Source organism: Winogradskyella pulchriflava (assembly GCF_042434315.1).
GTDB classification, from domain to species: domain Bacteria; phylum Bacteroidota; class Bacteroidia; order Flavobacteriales; family Flavobacteriaceae; genus Winogradskyella; species Winogradskyella pulchriflava.
Genome location: NZ_JBHLTQ010000007.1, coordinates 1 through 15,619 on the forward strand (window position 1 = coordinate 1; position 15,619 = coordinate 15,619).

The window sequence follows — 15,619 nt, forward strand, 5'->3', positions numbered from 1 at the left end:
TCGATTATTAATTTCTCAAATTCTGGATTTTGGGTATTTTCTTTTTTTCCGCTACAAGAACAGAATAAAATTAAAATCAGAATGATAGATGTTATTACTGTTCTCATTTCTCAAATGCACTACAACGTTAGTATATGTAAACTTAGCATTTTTTGTAACTATATACAACTGAATTAAATAGGTTATCTACACTTTTTTTTAACTTGCACTATAACCTCTCAATAAAGAGTTATGTCACACTTAAGTACTTTTAAAACCATTTTAGAGTTAAAAAGATATAGCAAAAATACTATTGCTATTTATCTTTCTGCTGTTAAATCAATAACCGACTTTTTAAATATTGACTCTAGTAAACTTAGAGATTTACATGACAAAGACATTATTTTAACGATTATTAATATTACCAAAAGCAAGCAATATGCTGCGTCTTCACAAAAACAACTTATTGGTGCAATTGCTTTGTACTATAAAGAGTTATATAAACGAGACATTGATTTTTCAGTTATTTACCCAGTGAACAAAGAAGAATTTTTGCCAACTATTTTGTCTAAAACAGAAGTAAAAAATATTTTAAAAAACACTACCAATATTAAACATAAAGCTGTTTTGGCTACTATTTATGGCTTGGGTCTTAGAATAAGTGAGTTAATAAATATAAAAATAATAGATATAGATAGTAATAGGATGTTGGTGCATATACATAATGCTAAAGGTAAAAAAGACAGAATGGTAATGTTGCCCGAAAATTTATTGATAACACTAAGAGCATATTTTAAAATATATAAACCAAAAACTTATTTATTTGAGGGGAGAGATGGTAAAGTTTATAGTGCTAGTAGTATAAGAAAGATCTTTAAAAATGCTTTAGTAAGTACCAAAATTAATAAACCTGCAACCATTCATACTTTAAGGCATAGTTTTGCAACACATTTACTTGAAAACGGAACAGATATAAGGATTATTCAAAAATTATTAGGACATAAAAATATTAAAACTACATTACAATATACTCAAGTGGCAGAATCTACAATTCAAAACGTAAAAAGTCCTTTAGATACATTATAGCACAAAAAAAGAGGGTTTTAAACCCTCTTTTAAAAATTATATTGGTAAAATAGTTACTCGGCTATTTCTTCCATAGTATGGTAAACGTTCTGTACGTCATCGTCTTCTTCAAGCTTTTCTAAAAGTTTTTCAACATCTTCTGCTTGTTCTGGTGTAAGTGCTTTTGTTACCTGCGGAATACGCTCAAAACCAGAGGATATAATTTCAATATTATTAGTTTCTAAATACGATTGTATATTACCAAAACTTTCAAATGGTGCGTAAATCATTACACTTGTTTGTTCGTTGCCATCTTCGTCTTCGTCTGTATCTTCAAAAATTTCTTCTACACCAAAATCTATAAGTTCTAGCTCTAATTCTTCCAAGTCTAAATCATCACCTTTTATTTTAAAATTACAGGTATGATCAAACATAAAAACCACTGAGCCAGAGGTACCTAAGCTGCCATCACATTTATTAAAATAACTACGTACATTGGCTACAGTACGCGTATTGTTATCTGTGGCAGTTTCTATAAGTACAGCAATACCGTGTTGTGCGTAACCTTCAAAAACAACTTCCTTGTAATCTCCCTGGTTTTTGTCGCTAGCACGTTTTATGGCACGCTCAATATTGTCTTTTGGCATGTTTACAGACTTAGCATTCTGTATAACTGCTCTTAATCTTGAGTTACTATCTGGATCTGGACCGCCTTCCTTTACAGCCATAACGATGTCTTTACCTATACGTGTAAAGGCTTTACTCATAGCAGACCATCGTTTCATCTTTCTTGCTTTTCTAAACTCAAAAGCTCTTCCCATAATGTGTGTATTTTAATTGGGTAAATTTAAATAAATAAGTGTTTTTACAAAAGCCTATTCTTCAACTTCTACAATGGCTTCTATGGCTTCTGCTAATTTAAAATCTTTTTCAGTAACACCACCTGCGCTATGTGTTGATAGTGCTATTTTTAGCACGTTGTAAGTATTGCTCCAGTTTGGATGATGGTTTTGAGCTTCGCACTCAAAGGCAATTCTGCTCATAGCGCTAAAACAGTCCTTAAAATTATCGAATTCAAATTCGGCATGAATGGCATTGTCGTAATAATCCCAGTCTGGGAAATGAAGTAATTTTTTTTCAATGGTACCTTCGTCTAGTTTCATATATAATGTTTAGTGGAAAATTAAGAAATAATAAGAATTATGCCAAGCTTATTTTTGAAGTTCTTCTAAAACATTTCTACTTGTTATTTGAAGATGTTTTGGAAGTTTATTGTATTTGGGCAAAACAGCTAAATACCGATCTTCATTTGTAGTAAATACATGTTTTAGTAATACGTTTCCTTCTGTAATTAAACTTATAATATCTTTAATAAATTCATCATGATGCACAAGATCTGTACTACCAAGATGAAATATACCATGTTTATTACGGTTGATAATGTAATGAATTTGCTGGGTTACTTTCTTATCTAACGTAACATTCATTATTAAATTTGGAAAAATCTCAACGGATTCCTTTTCTGAAATAAGATGTTTTATCTCTTGTATTCTAGGACAATTGGCACCAAATACCATTGGTAACCTTATAATTGTAACTTGCTTTTTTGGTAAACGCAAAAGCATGTTTTCTATCTTTATCTTAAAATGCCCATAAATGCTATGGCTCAAGGTTTTGTCTAACTCGTAACTTGGGTATTTACTATAAGCATCAAATGCATTAGCAGAAGACAGGAATATAATTTTTGAACCATACTCTAAAGCATATTCTGCAATGTGCTGATGTGCAATGGTCTGTGCATTAAAATCACCACGAAGCGCAGAGATGATAACCGAAGGTTTACAAGCTTCCAGAATTTCGTACACATCATCTTCCTCAACATTATACTGAAAGAATTGTTTGTTGGTTTCGTACTCTTTTTTTGGAGTTCTATACGTACCGTATGTTCTAAAATAGGGGCCTAATTCTTTATAGATGGCATTGCCAATATAGCCACTAGCTCCAAGTATTAAAACACGATGTTTTTGTACGTCCTTCTTCATTAATCAATCTGTCTTCAATACAGTGTTTACCCTTTGTAGAATGGCAGTTTTATAACTGTAGCAGGAATGGCTTTTTTTCGCACCTGAATATTGATTTTGCTATCGACTTTAGAGAATACTTTTGGCACATAGCCTAAGCCAATACCAATACCCAAACTAGGACTCATAGTGCCAGAGGTGACATTACCTATAGTTTTTCCGCTGCCATCTACAATATCATAGCCTTGTCGTGGAATGCCACGCTCATCGAGCTTAAAGGCTACTAATTTGCGTTCTGGTGTACGCTCTTTTTCTGCTTGTAAAGCTTCGCTGTTAGTAAACTCCTTATTAAATTTGCAAACCCAGCTTAAACCAGCTTCAATAGGTGAGGTGGTATCATCAATGTCATTACCATATAGACAGTAACCCATTTCTAAACGCAATGTATCTCTTGCTGCTAACCCAATAGGTTTTATACCATAATCCGCACCAGCTTCTAGTACTTTATCCCAAATTTGTTTTACTTCAGAATTTTTGCAATAAATTTCAAATCCACCACTACCAGTGTAACCCGTTGCTGAAATGATAACGTGCTCTATGCCTGCAAAATCACCAACTACAAAATTGTAAAAGTTAATTGCTGATAAATCATGACTAGATAAGGACTGCATAGCTTCAACCGCTTTTGGACCTTGAATAGCAAGTAGCGAATAATCTTCACTTAAATCGCGCATTGTGGCACCAACATCATTTTTGGAAGAGATCCAGTTCCAATCCTTTTCAATATTACTGGCATTAACAACGAGTAGGTAAGTTTCGTCTTTTATTTTATAGATGATTAGGTCATCAACAATACCACCATCGTCATTTGGCAAGCAGCTGTATTGGGCTTTTCCTATTTCTAATTTAGAAGCATCATTACTCGATACTTTTTGTATTAAGTCTAAGGCTTTTGGGCCTTCTATTAAAAATTCACCCATATGAGAGACATCAAAAACACCTACAGCTTTTCTAACCGTTTCGTGCTCAATGTTAACGCCTTCGTATTGCACAGGCATATTGTAGCCTGCAAAAGGAACCATTTTGGCACCTAAAGCTATATGTGTTGATGATAGTGCTGTGTCTTTCATGATACGTATTTTTTTTTGATTGAATTTATAAAATTAGCTGTGCAAAACTACATAATTTTTATTGCTAATTTTTAAAAATGCAACAACCAATTATCAACTTCTTTATGATGTGTTTTGCGAATTATAGAAATATATCCAATAGACTTAATTACAACAGCTTTTTATCAATGCGATTGGTTTATTATAGGTCTTATTTAAGATTTATCAACATTTGAAAAACGCTATATGTGTTAGAATATTATGAACACAATTCTAACTACTAAGAACAACAAAACAGGATTATTCTTTTAGCTTTTTTATATAGCCTTTTGCCCAATCTTCTATTCGTTTACCAAAACATTCTGAAATAGCATCTACTCCAAGTACACTGCCTTTGGCTAAGCGTCCTAATACAGCAATAGGAACATTATGGTTTTTAATATTAGATATTACATAGCCATCTTCCGATGTTTCTATGCCTAGCTCAGAATGAACAGGCTGTATAAGGTCGTCCTTTAATAAGTTTTTAATTATAGGGGAATTTATTTTGAGTAATTGAGGTGAATCCAGGACGCTGTTAATCATGCAATGGCATACTATAGTGTTGTTTGACGCATTCTTAAGTTCCCAGCCTTCTTCAATTAAACTTATCTCAGGATCATTGGTGTAACTTAAATCTAGAATTTTAGCATCGACCAAAGCTAATATTTGTTGCATACTTTCAATAGGAGGACCATACGTAAAGCGTTTGCTGTGTTCATCTAAGGCAATAATTTTTTTTATTGTATTAGTATTTAATTGCGCATGAGATATAGTGCTATGGAGTAATGGCTGGCAATGCCTCCAAACTTGCCATATACAATAATCGAGGCTTATTTTGGTGTTTCCTAAAGCCATATCTATATAAGATTGGATGAGTTGATATGTGCTTATGGTAGAATCTTGGATTAACTTGTGGGTATAATCTGAATCGTGTAAATACTTTACCAATATGCTTTCAATGGTTTTTGTGGTTGAGCTATTGGTTATAACTTTGTCTTTTAGGGTTTTAAAAATCCTGGCACCAACTTTTGCTATTGGTGTAGTTAAAAAATGAATATCGTGAGTGTCTTTGTTTGTATTGGTAAAAGATTCTATTGCATCTCTAATAAACTCTATTTCAGATGTTGTTGGTTTGTACCAATCATCAATGGATTTATTTAAAGGTTTTGGTGCTAATGGTAAACCATCTAAAGAGAAGGGAATAAGTTTTAAATGTTGGGTTTCTATCTTATAATAATCAGATTTATAAGTGTTATAATCCGTAATTTTAAAATTACCATATTTGTTTATCACTAAAAACCGCATAACATCAATCATAGCTAGTCCAAATCCTCTAATGCCAACGGTTAAGTTTTCTTTGTTTTTTATGCCTGTTAGTTGAGAAATAGGATAGGGTTCATTAAACAGACGTAATTTGTTATGTTTATTTACATGTTTCTCCCATGCTTTTAATTGATCTGAAAGTTCTGTGGGTTGATGACCTATAGTTAATAATGCGTCGTTGCAAGTCCAAGTATTTTCAGTTGTTTCGACTTTTATTTTGTCTTTATCTAATTTTAAGGAAATTACATCAGATTTAATTAGTTGGAAAAAATCCGTCTTTTTTAATACCTCTGTTATAGAATTAAAGCGTTCGTTTAAGTACACTCCTAATTTTTTTCTTGGAGGAAATGTGTCTGGATCGGTATCTGATTGTGAAAAATTACTCCAATTATGGTAAGACGGAAAGGCATCAATTGTAACGTCGTTAAGTATTATTTTGGGTCTTGAAGAAATCCCTTTTAATCCGCGTTCTGTAATATTTATCCAATTAGAATCTGGCTGACTTATATGCCACACATTACCAGCACCTGGAATTTCCGTAGACTCAAAAACTAAAATCGCGACATTCTGATTGGTATATGATAATTCAACCAACAAGTTTTCTAATGCGTATAGCCCTCTTGGACCCATACCAATAATTGCGAGTTTTTTCATAGATTATAAATTTAACTAAAAAAACCACCTAAAAAGGTGGTTTTTGTTTTATTATAAACGCTAAGGAGATTAAAACTGATATCTAATACCTAAAGCAATATCAAAATCTAAATCATCTCTAAAATCACCAAAGCCTAGTTCTGGTCTAAAATCTAAAGATAGCATTAGTGGAATATTAAAATTATATTCAATACCTATGTCACCAGCAGCAAAGAAAAACGTTTCATTGTCGTCGTTATCAAAGCCAATAGATCCAATACCTCCACCAGCACCTGCATACCAGTTAAAATTGCCATCAAGTTGCCATACCCATTGGTATAGACCAGTTAGTTTAAAAGCATCATAACCTTTTCCGCTTCTCCAGCCTAAATCTAATTCCAACCTGTTATTACCACCTAATGCACGTTGGTAAGATACTTCAGTACCTAAACCATCACTGTCTCCAATTCTTAAACCAATAGCATTTTTAGATATTTCTTGTGCATTAATAAATACTAATCCTGCAAAAATTGCTAAAGTTGTTAAAATTAATTTTTTCATATTGTTACTTTTTTTATTGAATGAATATTCTGTACAAAAATAACGACAAAACTTAAATTATATTAGATTTGTTTATATGTTTATAAACATATTTATTCAATTTAATGAATCTTCAAAAAGCATTAGAACATTTAAAAAACAAACTCAAAGGTGAGCTGTATTTTGATGATTTAATGCTAAAACTCTATGCTACAGATGCTTCTGTGTATAGAATGTTACCACTTGCCGTTGCATTACCAAAAAATAAAAGAGATTTAAGACTACTCATTGATTTTGCAAATACAAATAATACATCTTTAATACCAAGAACTGCTGGTACTTCTTTGGCAGGACAAGTTGTGGGAAAAGGTATTGTTGTTGATGTTTCAAAGTATTTTACACGAATTTTAAATGTTAATGAAGCTCAGCGAACAGTAACGGTTCAACCAGGTGTTGTAAGGGATGAACTCAATAATTATCTTAAGCCATATGGCTTGTTTTTTGGGCCTAATACATCTACCTCAAATCGTTGTATGATTGGCGGAATGGTTGGCAACAACTCATCTGGTTCAACTTCTATTCGTTATGGTGTTACAAGAGATAAGGTTATAAGTCTTAAAACATTATTAAGTGATGGAAGCGAAGTTGAGTTTTCAAATATTTCGAAGGAAGAATTTCTTAAAAAATTAAATCTAGAAACTCTTGAAGGCACTATTTATAAAACTATTTATAAAGAATTAGAGCCTAAAAATGTTCAGAAGCAAATCCGTGATAATTTTCCCAAACCAGAAATTCATCGTAGAAACACAGGCTATGCAATAGACGCACTATTAGATTCTGAAGTGTTTTCGGATTCAAATAATGAATTTAACATGTGTAAGCTGTTGGCTGGTAGTGAAGGTACATTAGCATTTACTACAGAGATTACGCTGCAGTTAGATGAATTGCCTCCTAACGAATGTATAATGGTTGTTGCTCATTTTGGCACCATTAATGCTTGTTTAGAATCGGTTTTAAAAGTAATGACACATAGCTTGCATTCTTGCGAAATGTTGGATAGTACAATTTTAAACCTTACCAAACATAATAAAGAACAGCAAGAGAATAGGCAATTTATAGAGGGTGATCCTGCGGCAATTTTAATGTGCGAAGTAAGAGCTGACTCTATTGATGAAGCAAAACTACAAACCGAAAAACTGGTGCATACCTTAAATAATTCGCAATTGAGCTATGCCAATGTAATTCTACAAAATGCAGACATTTATAAGGCTGTTGAGCTACGAAAAGCTGGACTTGGTTTATTGGGTAACATGATTGGAGACAAAAAAGCTGTGGCATGTATAGAAGATACTGCAGTAGCTTTAACAGATTTAGCACAATACATTACTGAGTTCACGACACTTATGAAATCCTACAGTCAAAATGCTGTGTATTATGCGCATGCTGGTGCTGGTGAGTTGCATTTAAGACCAATTCTAAATCTCAAAGCGTCTGAAGACGTTAAGCTATTTAGAGCAATTGCAACCGATGTTGCCAAACTGGTGAAAAAATATAAAGGGTCTATGTCTGGTGAACATGGTGATGGTATTGTGAGGGCAGAGTTTATTCCGATAATGATAGGCGAAGAAAATTACGGTATTTTAAAGCGTATAAAATATGCTTTTGATGCAAATAACATCTTTAATCCTGGGAAAATTGTGGATGCGTACCCAATGGACAAAGCATTGCGATATGAAGTTGACAGAACCGAGCCAGAAATAGAAACTATTCTAGATTTTTCAAATTCTGAAGGGATTCTTCGAGAAGCTGAAAAATGTAATGGCTCTGGTGATTGTAGAAAGTTACCAGAATTTGGTGGCACCATGTGTCCAAGTTATAGAGCTACGCGAAATGAAAAGGATACTACCAGAGCGCGTGCCAATGCATTACGAGATTATTTAACCAATTCTGAGAAAGCTAATAAGTTTAATCACGACGAGCTTAAAGATGTATTTGATTTGTGTTTAAGCTGCAAGGCATGTTCTAGTGAATGTCCGAGTAGTGTAGATGTGGCGAGTTTAAAGGCTGAATTTCAATACCAGTACCAAAAATCCAACGGCTATAAGTTTAAGGATAAGTTTTTTGCTAACGCCACGAAATATAATACAATGGCTTCACGCGCTCCAGGATTTTATAATGCACTTTTCCAAACCAAATTTGTGTCTGGTTTTATGAAGCTGATTTTAGGGATACATCCAAAACGTAGCTTCCCAGAAATCTCTAAATCTTTTTCTAGCACATTGTTTTATGAAGATAAAGTGATTGATGAAAATACGTTCAAAAAACCCATTAAAAAGGTCTATATTTTTGTAGATGAATTCACTAATTATCTTGAACCTAGTATTGCGGAAGATGCTAAAGTCATACTTGAGAAGTTTAATTATAGAGTAGTTATAATCACTGAATTAGAAAGTGGAAGAAGTTTTATATCTAAAGGCTTTTTAGAAGAAGCTAAAGCTATAGCTAATAAAAATGTAGCGTATTTTAAAGATGCAGTAAATGAGGACTGTTGTTTAATAGGTATTGAGCCTTCTTCTATATTAACTTTTAAAGATGAATACCTAAAATTAGCAGATGATAAAGTAACTGCAAAATCCATTGCAAAACACACCTATTTAATTGAAGAATTCATTCAGAAAGAAATTGAATTGGGTAATATTAAGCAAGAGCAATTCACTAAGGAGGCAAAGACAATTAAGTTTCATGGCCATTGCTATCAAAAAGCATTGTCTAATCAAAAATCAAGTTTCGATGTTTTAAATTTTCCTGAAAATTATAAAGTTACTATAATTCCAAGTGGTTGTTGTGGTATGGCAGGTAGTTTTGGTTATGAAAAGGAGCATTACGACGTGAGTATGCAAATAGGAGAGCAGACCTTATTTCCTGCGGTTAGAAAAGCATCAAACGACACTATAATAGCAGCAAATGGTACCAGTTGCAGACATCAAATAAAGGATGGTACAGGTAAAGTTGCTAAACACCCAATTACCATTTTAAAAGAAGCTTTAATTTGATTTCTTTTTCTTTGGCTGTTCAACAATAGTAATGGCAGCAATTAAATCTTTTACGTCCATTTCCTTTATGTCTTCATCTGCAAAAAAAGGGGAGAGCTTGTCTTTGTTGTAGTTGTAGATTTTCCAGCGTTTAAATTGATATTCTAATGCTGTGAAATTTTCAACCCAATCGCCAGAGTTTAAGTACATTGTTTTTCCATACTTATTTTCCTTAATAAGCATTTTTGGTTGATGGATGTGACCACAAACCACATAATCATAACCATTTTCTATGGCTAAATCTGTGGCAACTTTTTCGAAATCATTTATATATTTAACAGCACCTTTAACACTATTCTTTATCTTTTTTGACAACGAATAACGTTCCTTGCCTAACTTATCTAAGCACCAGTTTACAAAGCGATTGAGTAGAATTAATAAGTCGTAGCCCCAACCACCAAGCTTAGCTAACCATTTTGCATTTTGTATGGATATATCAAAAACATCACCATGAAAAAACCAAGCCTTCTTTCCATCAAGATTTAAAACCACTTTGTTTACAATAGAAATATTACCAATTTCAGTATCGGTAAATTTTCTAAGCATTTCATCATGATTGCCAGTTATGTAAATAACTTCAGTGCCATTAGCAGCAAAATCCATGATTTTTTTTATAACACTTAAGTGTGACTTTGGAAAATAACGCTTCTTAAACTGCCATATATCAACAATGTCACCATTAAGTATAAGTTTCTTCGGTTCTATACTGTTTAAATACGTTAAAAGCTGTTTTGCATGGCAACCAAAGGTTCCTAAGTGAACATCAGATATTACAGCTATTTCTACTTTACGTTTTAAGTTCAAGGTGATTTTTTCAGTACTACAAATAACATGTTTTGTTGTAAACTAAGTGTAAAGAGATAATTAACTAATAATGAGTAAACCGTTATTAAATTGTTATCAGAATATACCCAAATCCATTACTCTAACATAGCAAAAACTCGAATTCCATTTTTGTTTCTGTGATAATACATTTACATTAGCGTAAAATAAATTTTAATGGCAGGAAATACCTTCGGAAAATTATTTAAGCTTACCACTTTTGGAGAATCTCATGGTGCAGCTATAGGTGGTGTAATAGATGGTTGTCCATCTGGTATAAAATTAGATTTTGAAGCAATTCAAAATGAATTAGACCGAAGAAAACCAGGGCAATCCAAAATTGTTACACAACGTAAAGAGCCTGATACCGTAGAATTTTATTCAGGTATTTTTGAAGGTGTCACCACAGGAACACCAATTGGTTTTGTAATTCATAATACCAACCAAAAATCTAAAGACTATTCGCATATAAAAGATGTCTATCGTCCAAGTCATGCCGATTATACTTACGACAAAAAGTATGGTGTAAGAGATTATAGAGGTGGAGGACGTAGTTCTGCACGCGAAACTGCAAGTAGAGTTGTAGCTGGTGCTATTGCTAAGCAATTTCTAAGTGCCATAAAAATCAATGCATTCACCTCTTCGGTAGGTGAAATATTTGTAGAAAAACCATACCAAGAACTCGACTTTAGTAAAATTGAATCGAATGTAATTCGGTGTCCTGATGAAGCTTCAGCAAACAAAATGATTGCGAAAGTACAGGAGATAAAAAAGCAAGGAGATACTATTGGTGGAACAATAACCTGTGTGTTGCAGAATGTAGCTGTTGGACTTGGTGAGCCTGTGTTTGATAAACTACACGCAGAACTCGGTAAAGCTATGTTATCTATAAACGCTGTTAAAGGGTTTGAGTATGGTAGCGGATTTTGCGGAGCTAAAATGAAAGGTAGTGAGCATAACGATTTGTTCAATGAAGATGGTAGCACAAAAACTAATTTATCTGGTGGAGTACAAGGTGGTATTAGCAATGGTATGGATATTTATTTTAGAGTAGCCTTTAAACCTGTGGCAACAGTAATCCAAAAACAAGATGCTTTAAATAGCTCTGGTGAAATCGTAGAAATGCAAGGTAAAGGCAGACACGATCCATGTGTGGTGCCAAGAGCAGTGCCAATTGTTGAGGCTATGGCTGCGTTAGTTTTGGCGGATTATACACTCTTGCGCAGGCAGGAGTCTCAAAATTGGGATTAGAATTGAGATATTGAACCTAGAAGAAGAAAATAAAGAAAAAAGAAAGCATACTCCATTAACTGTTGAAGAATGGTTGACGTTTTTCTTTTTTCCATTTGAATCTAAAAAAGGTCTTGATACTAATACCTTCAACAAGGTAGAAGAACAAAGATTTCAGGACTATGGGTTTGATGAAAAAGCAAAGCAATCAAGTGAAGCTCGCATTTATGGATATGCTTTTTATGCACTTCTATTTGCAATTATTTTTTTAATAGTAATTTGGTAACAGAATAGAATATCAATAAAAAATTACGCCTTCGCGGCAAATAATATGAAAAAACTAGCACTACACTGGAAGATTATAATAGGAATGGTTCTCGGAATCATATGGGCTTTGCTTTCAAGTACCATGGGTTGGAGTGAATTCACAATAAATTGGATAGACCCTTTCGGAACAATATTCATCAATTTATTAAAACTTATAGCAGTTCCTTTAGTGTTGTTTTCCATAATTAGTGGTGTTGCTAATATTGGTGATCCTTCAAGTTTAGGCAGAATGGGAGGAAAGACTCTTGGTATTTACCTTCTAACAACTGTTATGGCCATTTCCTTAGGATTATTGTTGGTTAATGTTGTAAAACCTGGAAAACTAATTGATGAACAAAGTAGAATCGATAACAGAATTAGCTATGAAATCTGGGCAGATGCCGAAGGCTATGAAATTAAGGATGGTATAAACTACCTAAAAGACCCAGCGTTTTTTGAGCGTGCTCAGGAAATTTCAGAATTATCTAAAAGCGAGCTTCAAGAAGCTGCCGTAGCAGATAAGATGCAAACTGTAAAAAGCCGAAAAGAAACTACGCCTTTACAGCCATTAGTGGATATAGTTCCAAGTAATTTCTTTCATTCATTATCCAATAACGGCTTAATGCTTCAGATTATCTTTTTTGCTATCTTTTTTGGTGTTTGTTTGTTGTTTATTCCTTCAGATAAATCAAAACCAGTTCTCAATCTTGTGGATGGTATTAATGAAGTGTTTCTTAAAATGGTAGATATTGTAATGCAAGCTGCACCGTTTTTTGTATTCGCTTTATTGGCAGGAGTGGTGAGCAAAATGGCAGGTGACGATATTGGTAAGGTGGTAGAAATATTTAAAGGATTAAGCTGGTATTCTTTAACAGTTTTAATTGGTTTACTATTGATGATTTTTGTAGTGTACCCAATGATTTTAAAGCTATTCGTTAAAAAAATACCTTATAAAGGCTTTTTTAAAGCGATGAGTCCAGCGCAAACTTTGGCGTTTTCTACATCGAGTAGTGCTGCTACGCTTCCTGTAACGATGGAATGTGTGGAACAAAACTTAGGAGTCAATAAGAAGATTAGCAGTTTTGTATTGCCTATTGGTGCTACGGTAAACATGGATGGTACAAGTCTATACCAAGCCGTTGCCGTTATTTTTTTAGCACAAATGCATATGATTGATTTAACCATAGGACAACAAGTAACGGTAGTATTAACAGCAACTTTGGCTTCTATTGGGTCTGCAGCTGTACCAAGTGCAGGACTGGTAATGTTAATAATTGTATTAAGTTCTGTTGGTTTAAATCCAGCTTGGATAGCAATCATTTTTCCTGTAGATCGTATTTTGGATATGTTTAGAACCGTTGTTAATGTTACAGGTGATGCTACAGTTTGTTCCATTATTGCTGATGGTGAAAATATGTTAGATTATAAGGAAGTGGAGAGTCCAACAGAAACATTCGATTTAGATTCATAATTTTTTACCTTCAATAAAAGTTGCTAACTTTATTGATTAAGATAAACCAATCAAACAAAACAAAACCAGAATGAATATTTGCTTTATAATGTATCCTTGGGAACAAATTGATCCTGAAAACGATACAAGCTTAGCCTTAATAAAAGAATGTGTAAAACGTGATCATGGTGTGGCAACCTGCACTCCTGCAAATCTTACTATAAGAGACAGTGTAACCAATGCGTTTTGTACTGTTGTTGGTAGGATGGATAAGGTGCCATCTAGTTTAAAAGCGTTTTACAACAAAGTAAAACTTAGAGAAGAAATGTTACCTCTAGCTGGTTTTGATGCTATTTTCTTTAGAGCAAATCCACCTTTAGACCCAATAATGCTTAATTTTTTAGATTCTGTAAAAGATGATGTGTTTATAGTCAACTCATTGCAAGGCATGCGAGAAGCTAATAACAAGTTGTACACAGCGGCTTTTGGTGATGCGCATAGTAATATTATTCCTAATACTCATGTGTCTAAGAATAAAAAATATTTAATCAAGCAAATTAAAGAGTCTAAAGCAGATAAAATGATATTAAAACCACTCAATGGTTTTGGTGGTTCTGGTGTTATACTTATTGAAAAATCTGCTATGAGTAATATCAATTCGTTGTTAGATTTTTATATCAGTGCAGGAGAAGGAGAATCTAACTATGTTATTCTTCAGGATTATATAGAAGGTGCAGACCAAGGCGATGTTAGAATTTTGTTGCTGAATGGTGAGCCAGTAGGTGCTATGAAACGTGTACCAGGTTCTGATGACCATCGCTCTAATGTTTCGGCTGGTGGAAGTGTACAAAGGCATTCTTTAACCAAAGTTGAAAAAGCACTTTGTAAACAAATAGGACCTAAACTAGTTAAGGACGGTTTGTACTTTGTTGGTATAGATGTTATTGGTGGCAAACTGGTTGAAGTTAATGTAATGTCTCCAGGTGGTATTACCTACATTAATAAAGTGTATAAAAACAAGACCAAAGTAGAGGAGAAGGTCATTGACTTTTTAGAAAGCAAGGTGTTAGATAAACTTCAAGCTTTTGATAGACGCACGCGTTTGCGAAAAACAGTTGATGAAGCTTAATCAGTATGCAGTGTCTAGTAGCAGTTTACAATAATTACCAAATCAGGCTAAGTGTTTTATAAATGAAACCTATTTCATTATATAATTCATTGGTTTCAGTTGAATGGCTCAATGCACATATAGATACTTCAAGTATAATAGTTTTAGATGCGACTATTAATAAGACTATAGATACTTCAGCCTTAAGAATATCAAAAGCACGTTTTTTCGATATTAAGAAAAAATTCAGTGATATATATGCACCATTCCCAAGCACACTTCCAAGCGTAGAGCAATTTCAGAAAGAAGCTCAAAACCTTGGCATTAACAATGATTCTATTATTATAGTTTACGATGATAAAGGCATTTACTCTAGTGCTAGAGCATGGTGGCTGTTTAAAACCTTTGGATTTAAAAATGTATCTGTATTAGATGGTGGATTGCCAGAATGGTTAGCTAACGATTTTCCGGTGGAAAATTATACAGATGAGACATATCCATTAGGGAATTTTGAGGCAATATTTAACTCAAAATTAATGACAGATTTTGAAGGTGTAAATCAATTTTCAGAAGATAAAAAAACACTTATTATTGATGCACGCTCCAAAGATCGTTTTTTGTGTAAAGTGGATGAGCCAAGAGTAGGATTAAGACGTGGAACGATTCCAAATTCAAAAAACATACCTTACACAGACTTGTTAGATGGCAATAAATTAAAATCTAAAGCGGAACTTTTAATAATCTTTAATAACTTAGTAGAACACAAAGCGCAATTAGTCTTTAGTTGTGGTTCGGGTATTACGGCTTGTATATTGGCTTTGGCGGCAACTATTTGTAATTATAAAAACTTAATAGTCTATGATGGATCATGGACTGAATATGGAACTCTAACAAATTAA

At 33.4% G+C, this 15,619-nt stretch carries 14 protein-coding genes; 7 read left to right on the top strand and 7 right to left on the bottom strand.

Features of this window, described 5'->3' with window-relative positions; translation table 11 throughout:
- The first annotated feature begins 231 nt into the window (after window positions 1-231).
- On the top strand, window positions 232-1,065 hold the full coding sequence (locus ACFFGA_RS13600) for a tyrosine-type recombinase/integrase (RefSeq protein WP_386064875.1): 834 nt from the start codon (window positions 232-234) through the stop codon (window positions 1,063-1,065).
- A gap of 53 nt (window positions 1,066-1,118) precedes the next feature.
- Here ACFFGA_RS13600 and ACFFGA_RS13605 read toward each other — a convergent pair whose 3' ends face one another.
- The 6 genes from ACFFGA_RS13605 to ACFFGA_RS13630 form a co-directional block, all read right to left on the bottom strand.
- Entirely contained in the window at window positions 1,119-1,865 is a 747-nt protein-coding gene (locus tag ACFFGA_RS13605; RefSeq protein ID WP_386064876.1) for a YebC/PmpR family DNA-binding transcriptional regulator, read from the bottom strand.
- Between the two features lie 54 nt (window positions 1,866-1,919).
- Window positions 1,920-2,207 (bottom strand): 4a-hydroxytetrahydrobiopterin dehydratase, encoded by a 288-nt coding sequence (locus ACFFGA_RS13610; protein ID WP_386064877.1) that lies wholly within the window; start codon window positions 2,205-2,207, stop codon window positions 1,920-1,922.
- A 48-nt stretch (window positions 2,208-2,255) separates the two neighbouring features.
- A complete protein-coding gene (locus ACFFGA_RS13615) occupies window positions 2,256-3,086 on the bottom strand; it encodes a sugar nucleotide-binding protein (protein WP_386064878.1) in 831 nt (276 codons plus the stop codon).
- Between the two features lie 26 nt (window positions 3,087-3,112).
- Window positions 3,113-4,195: a glycine cleavage system aminomethyltransferase GcvT gene (gene gcvT / locus ACFFGA_RS13620; protein ID WP_386064879.1), complete on the bottom strand. Its 1,083-nt coding sequence runs from the start codon at window positions 4,193-4,195 to the stop codon at window positions 3,113-3,115.
- Window positions 4,196-4,474: 279 nt separating this feature from the next.
- A complete protein-coding gene (locus ACFFGA_RS13625) occupies window positions 4,475-6,193 on the bottom strand; it encodes an FAD/NAD(P)-binding protein (protein WP_386064880.1) in 1,719 nt (572 codons plus the stop codon).
- A 69-nt stretch (window positions 6,194-6,262) separates the two neighbouring features.
- Window positions 6,263-6,733, bottom strand: coding sequence for a hypothetical protein (locus ACFFGA_RS13630; RefSeq protein ID WP_386064881.1), 471 nt, complete (start codon window positions 6,731-6,733; stop codon window positions 6,263-6,265).
- 104 nt (window positions 6,734-6,837) lie between these two features.
- On the opposite strand from ACFFGA_RS13630, the gene ACFFGA_RS13635 reads away from it, so the two are divergent.
- On the top strand, window positions 6,838-9,765 hold the full coding sequence (locus tag ACFFGA_RS13635; protein ID WP_386064882.1) for an FAD-binding and (Fe-S)-binding domain-containing protein: 2,928 nt from the start codon (window positions 6,838-6,840) through the stop codon (window positions 9,763-9,765).
- Here the strand turns inward: ACFFGA_RS13635 and ACFFGA_RS13640 are convergent.
- On the bottom strand, window positions 9,757-10,608 hold the full coding sequence (locus ACFFGA_RS13640) for a UDP-2,3-diacylglucosamine diphosphatase (RefSeq protein ID WP_386064883.1): 852 nt from the start codon (window positions 10,606-10,608) through the stop codon (window positions 9,757-9,759). The genes ACFFGA_RS13635 and ACFFGA_RS13640 overlap by 9 nt on opposite strands.
- Before the next feature lie 195 nt (window positions 10,609-10,803).
- On the opposite strand from ACFFGA_RS13640, the gene aroC reads away from it, so the two are divergent.
- The 5 genes from aroC to ACFFGA_RS13665 all read left to right on the top strand — a co-directional run bounded on the left by aroC (window position 10,804) and on the right by ACFFGA_RS13665 (window position 15,619).
- Window positions 10,804-11,877, top strand: a complete 1,074-nt coding sequence (gene aroC / locus ACFFGA_RS13645; protein WP_386064884.1) for a chorismate synthase — start codon at window positions 10,804-10,806, stop codon at window positions 11,875-11,877.
- Window positions 11,878-11,887: 10 nt separating this feature from the next.
- Complete coding sequence (locus ACFFGA_RS13650) at window positions 11,888-12,142, top strand: hypothetical protein (protein WP_386064885.1); 255 nt, start codon at window positions 11,888-11,890, stop codon at window positions 12,140-12,142.
- Between the two features lie 45 nt (window positions 12,143-12,187).
- Entirely contained in the window at window positions 12,188-13,633 is a 1,446-nt protein-coding gene (locus ACFFGA_RS13655) for a dicarboxylate/amino acid:cation symporter (protein WP_386064886.1), read from the top strand.
- A 70-nt stretch (window positions 13,634-13,703) separates the two neighbouring features.
- Entirely contained in the window at window positions 13,704-14,741 is a 1,038-nt protein-coding gene (gene gshB / locus ACFFGA_RS13660) for a glutathione synthase (protein WP_386064887.1), read from the top strand.
- A gap of 62 nt (window positions 14,742-14,803) precedes the next feature.
- Window positions 14,804-15,619, top strand: a complete 816-nt coding sequence (locus tag ACFFGA_RS13665; protein ID WP_386064888.1) for a sulfurtransferase — start codon at window positions 14,804-14,806, stop codon at window positions 15,617-15,619.

Coding starts and splice junctions, on each gene's coding strand:
- aroC (WP_386064884.1), top strand. CDS start 10,804: ATGGCAGGAAATACCTTCGGAAAATTATTTAAGCTTACCACTTTTGGA.
- ACFFGA_RS13665 (WP_386064888.1), top strand. CDS start 14,804: ATGAAACCTATTTCATTATATAATTCATTGGTTTCAGTTGAATGGCTC.
- ACFFGA_RS13655 (WP_386064886.1), top strand. CDS start 12,188: ATGAAAAAACTAGCACTACACTGGAAGATTATAATAGGAATGGTTCTC.
- ACFFGA_RS13635 (WP_386064882.1), top strand. CDS start 6,838: ATGAATCTTCAAAAAGCATTAGAACATTTAAAAAACAAACTCAAAGGT.
- gshB (WP_386064887.1), top strand. CDS start 13,704: ATGAATATTTGCTTTATAATGTATCCTTGGGAACAAATTGATCCTGAA.
- ACFFGA_RS13605 (WP_386064876.1), bottom strand. CDS start 1,865: ATGGGAAGAGCTTTTGAGTTTAGAAAAGCAAGAAAGATGAAACGATGG.
- ACFFGA_RS13610 (WP_386064877.1), bottom strand. CDS start 2,207: ATGAAACTAGACGAAGGTACCATTGAAAAAAAATTACTTCATTTCCCA.
- ACFFGA_RS13625 (WP_386064880.1), bottom strand. CDS start 6,193: ATGAAAAAACTCGCAATTATTGGTATGGGTCCAAGAGGGCTATACGCA.
- gcvT (WP_386064879.1), bottom strand. CDS start 4,195: ATGAAAGACACAGCACTATCATCAACACATATAGCTTTAGGTGCCAAA.
- ACFFGA_RS13600 (WP_386064875.1), top strand. CDS start 232: ATGTCACACTTAAGTACTTTTAAAACCATTTTAGAGTTAAAAAGATAT.
- ACFFGA_RS13630 (WP_386064881.1), bottom strand. CDS start 6,733: ATGAAAAAATTAATTTTAACAACTTTAGCAATTTTTGCAGGATTAGTA.
- ACFFGA_RS13615 (WP_386064878.1), bottom strand. CDS start 3,086: ATGAAGAAGGACGTACAAAAACATCGTGTTTTAATACTTGGAGCTAGT.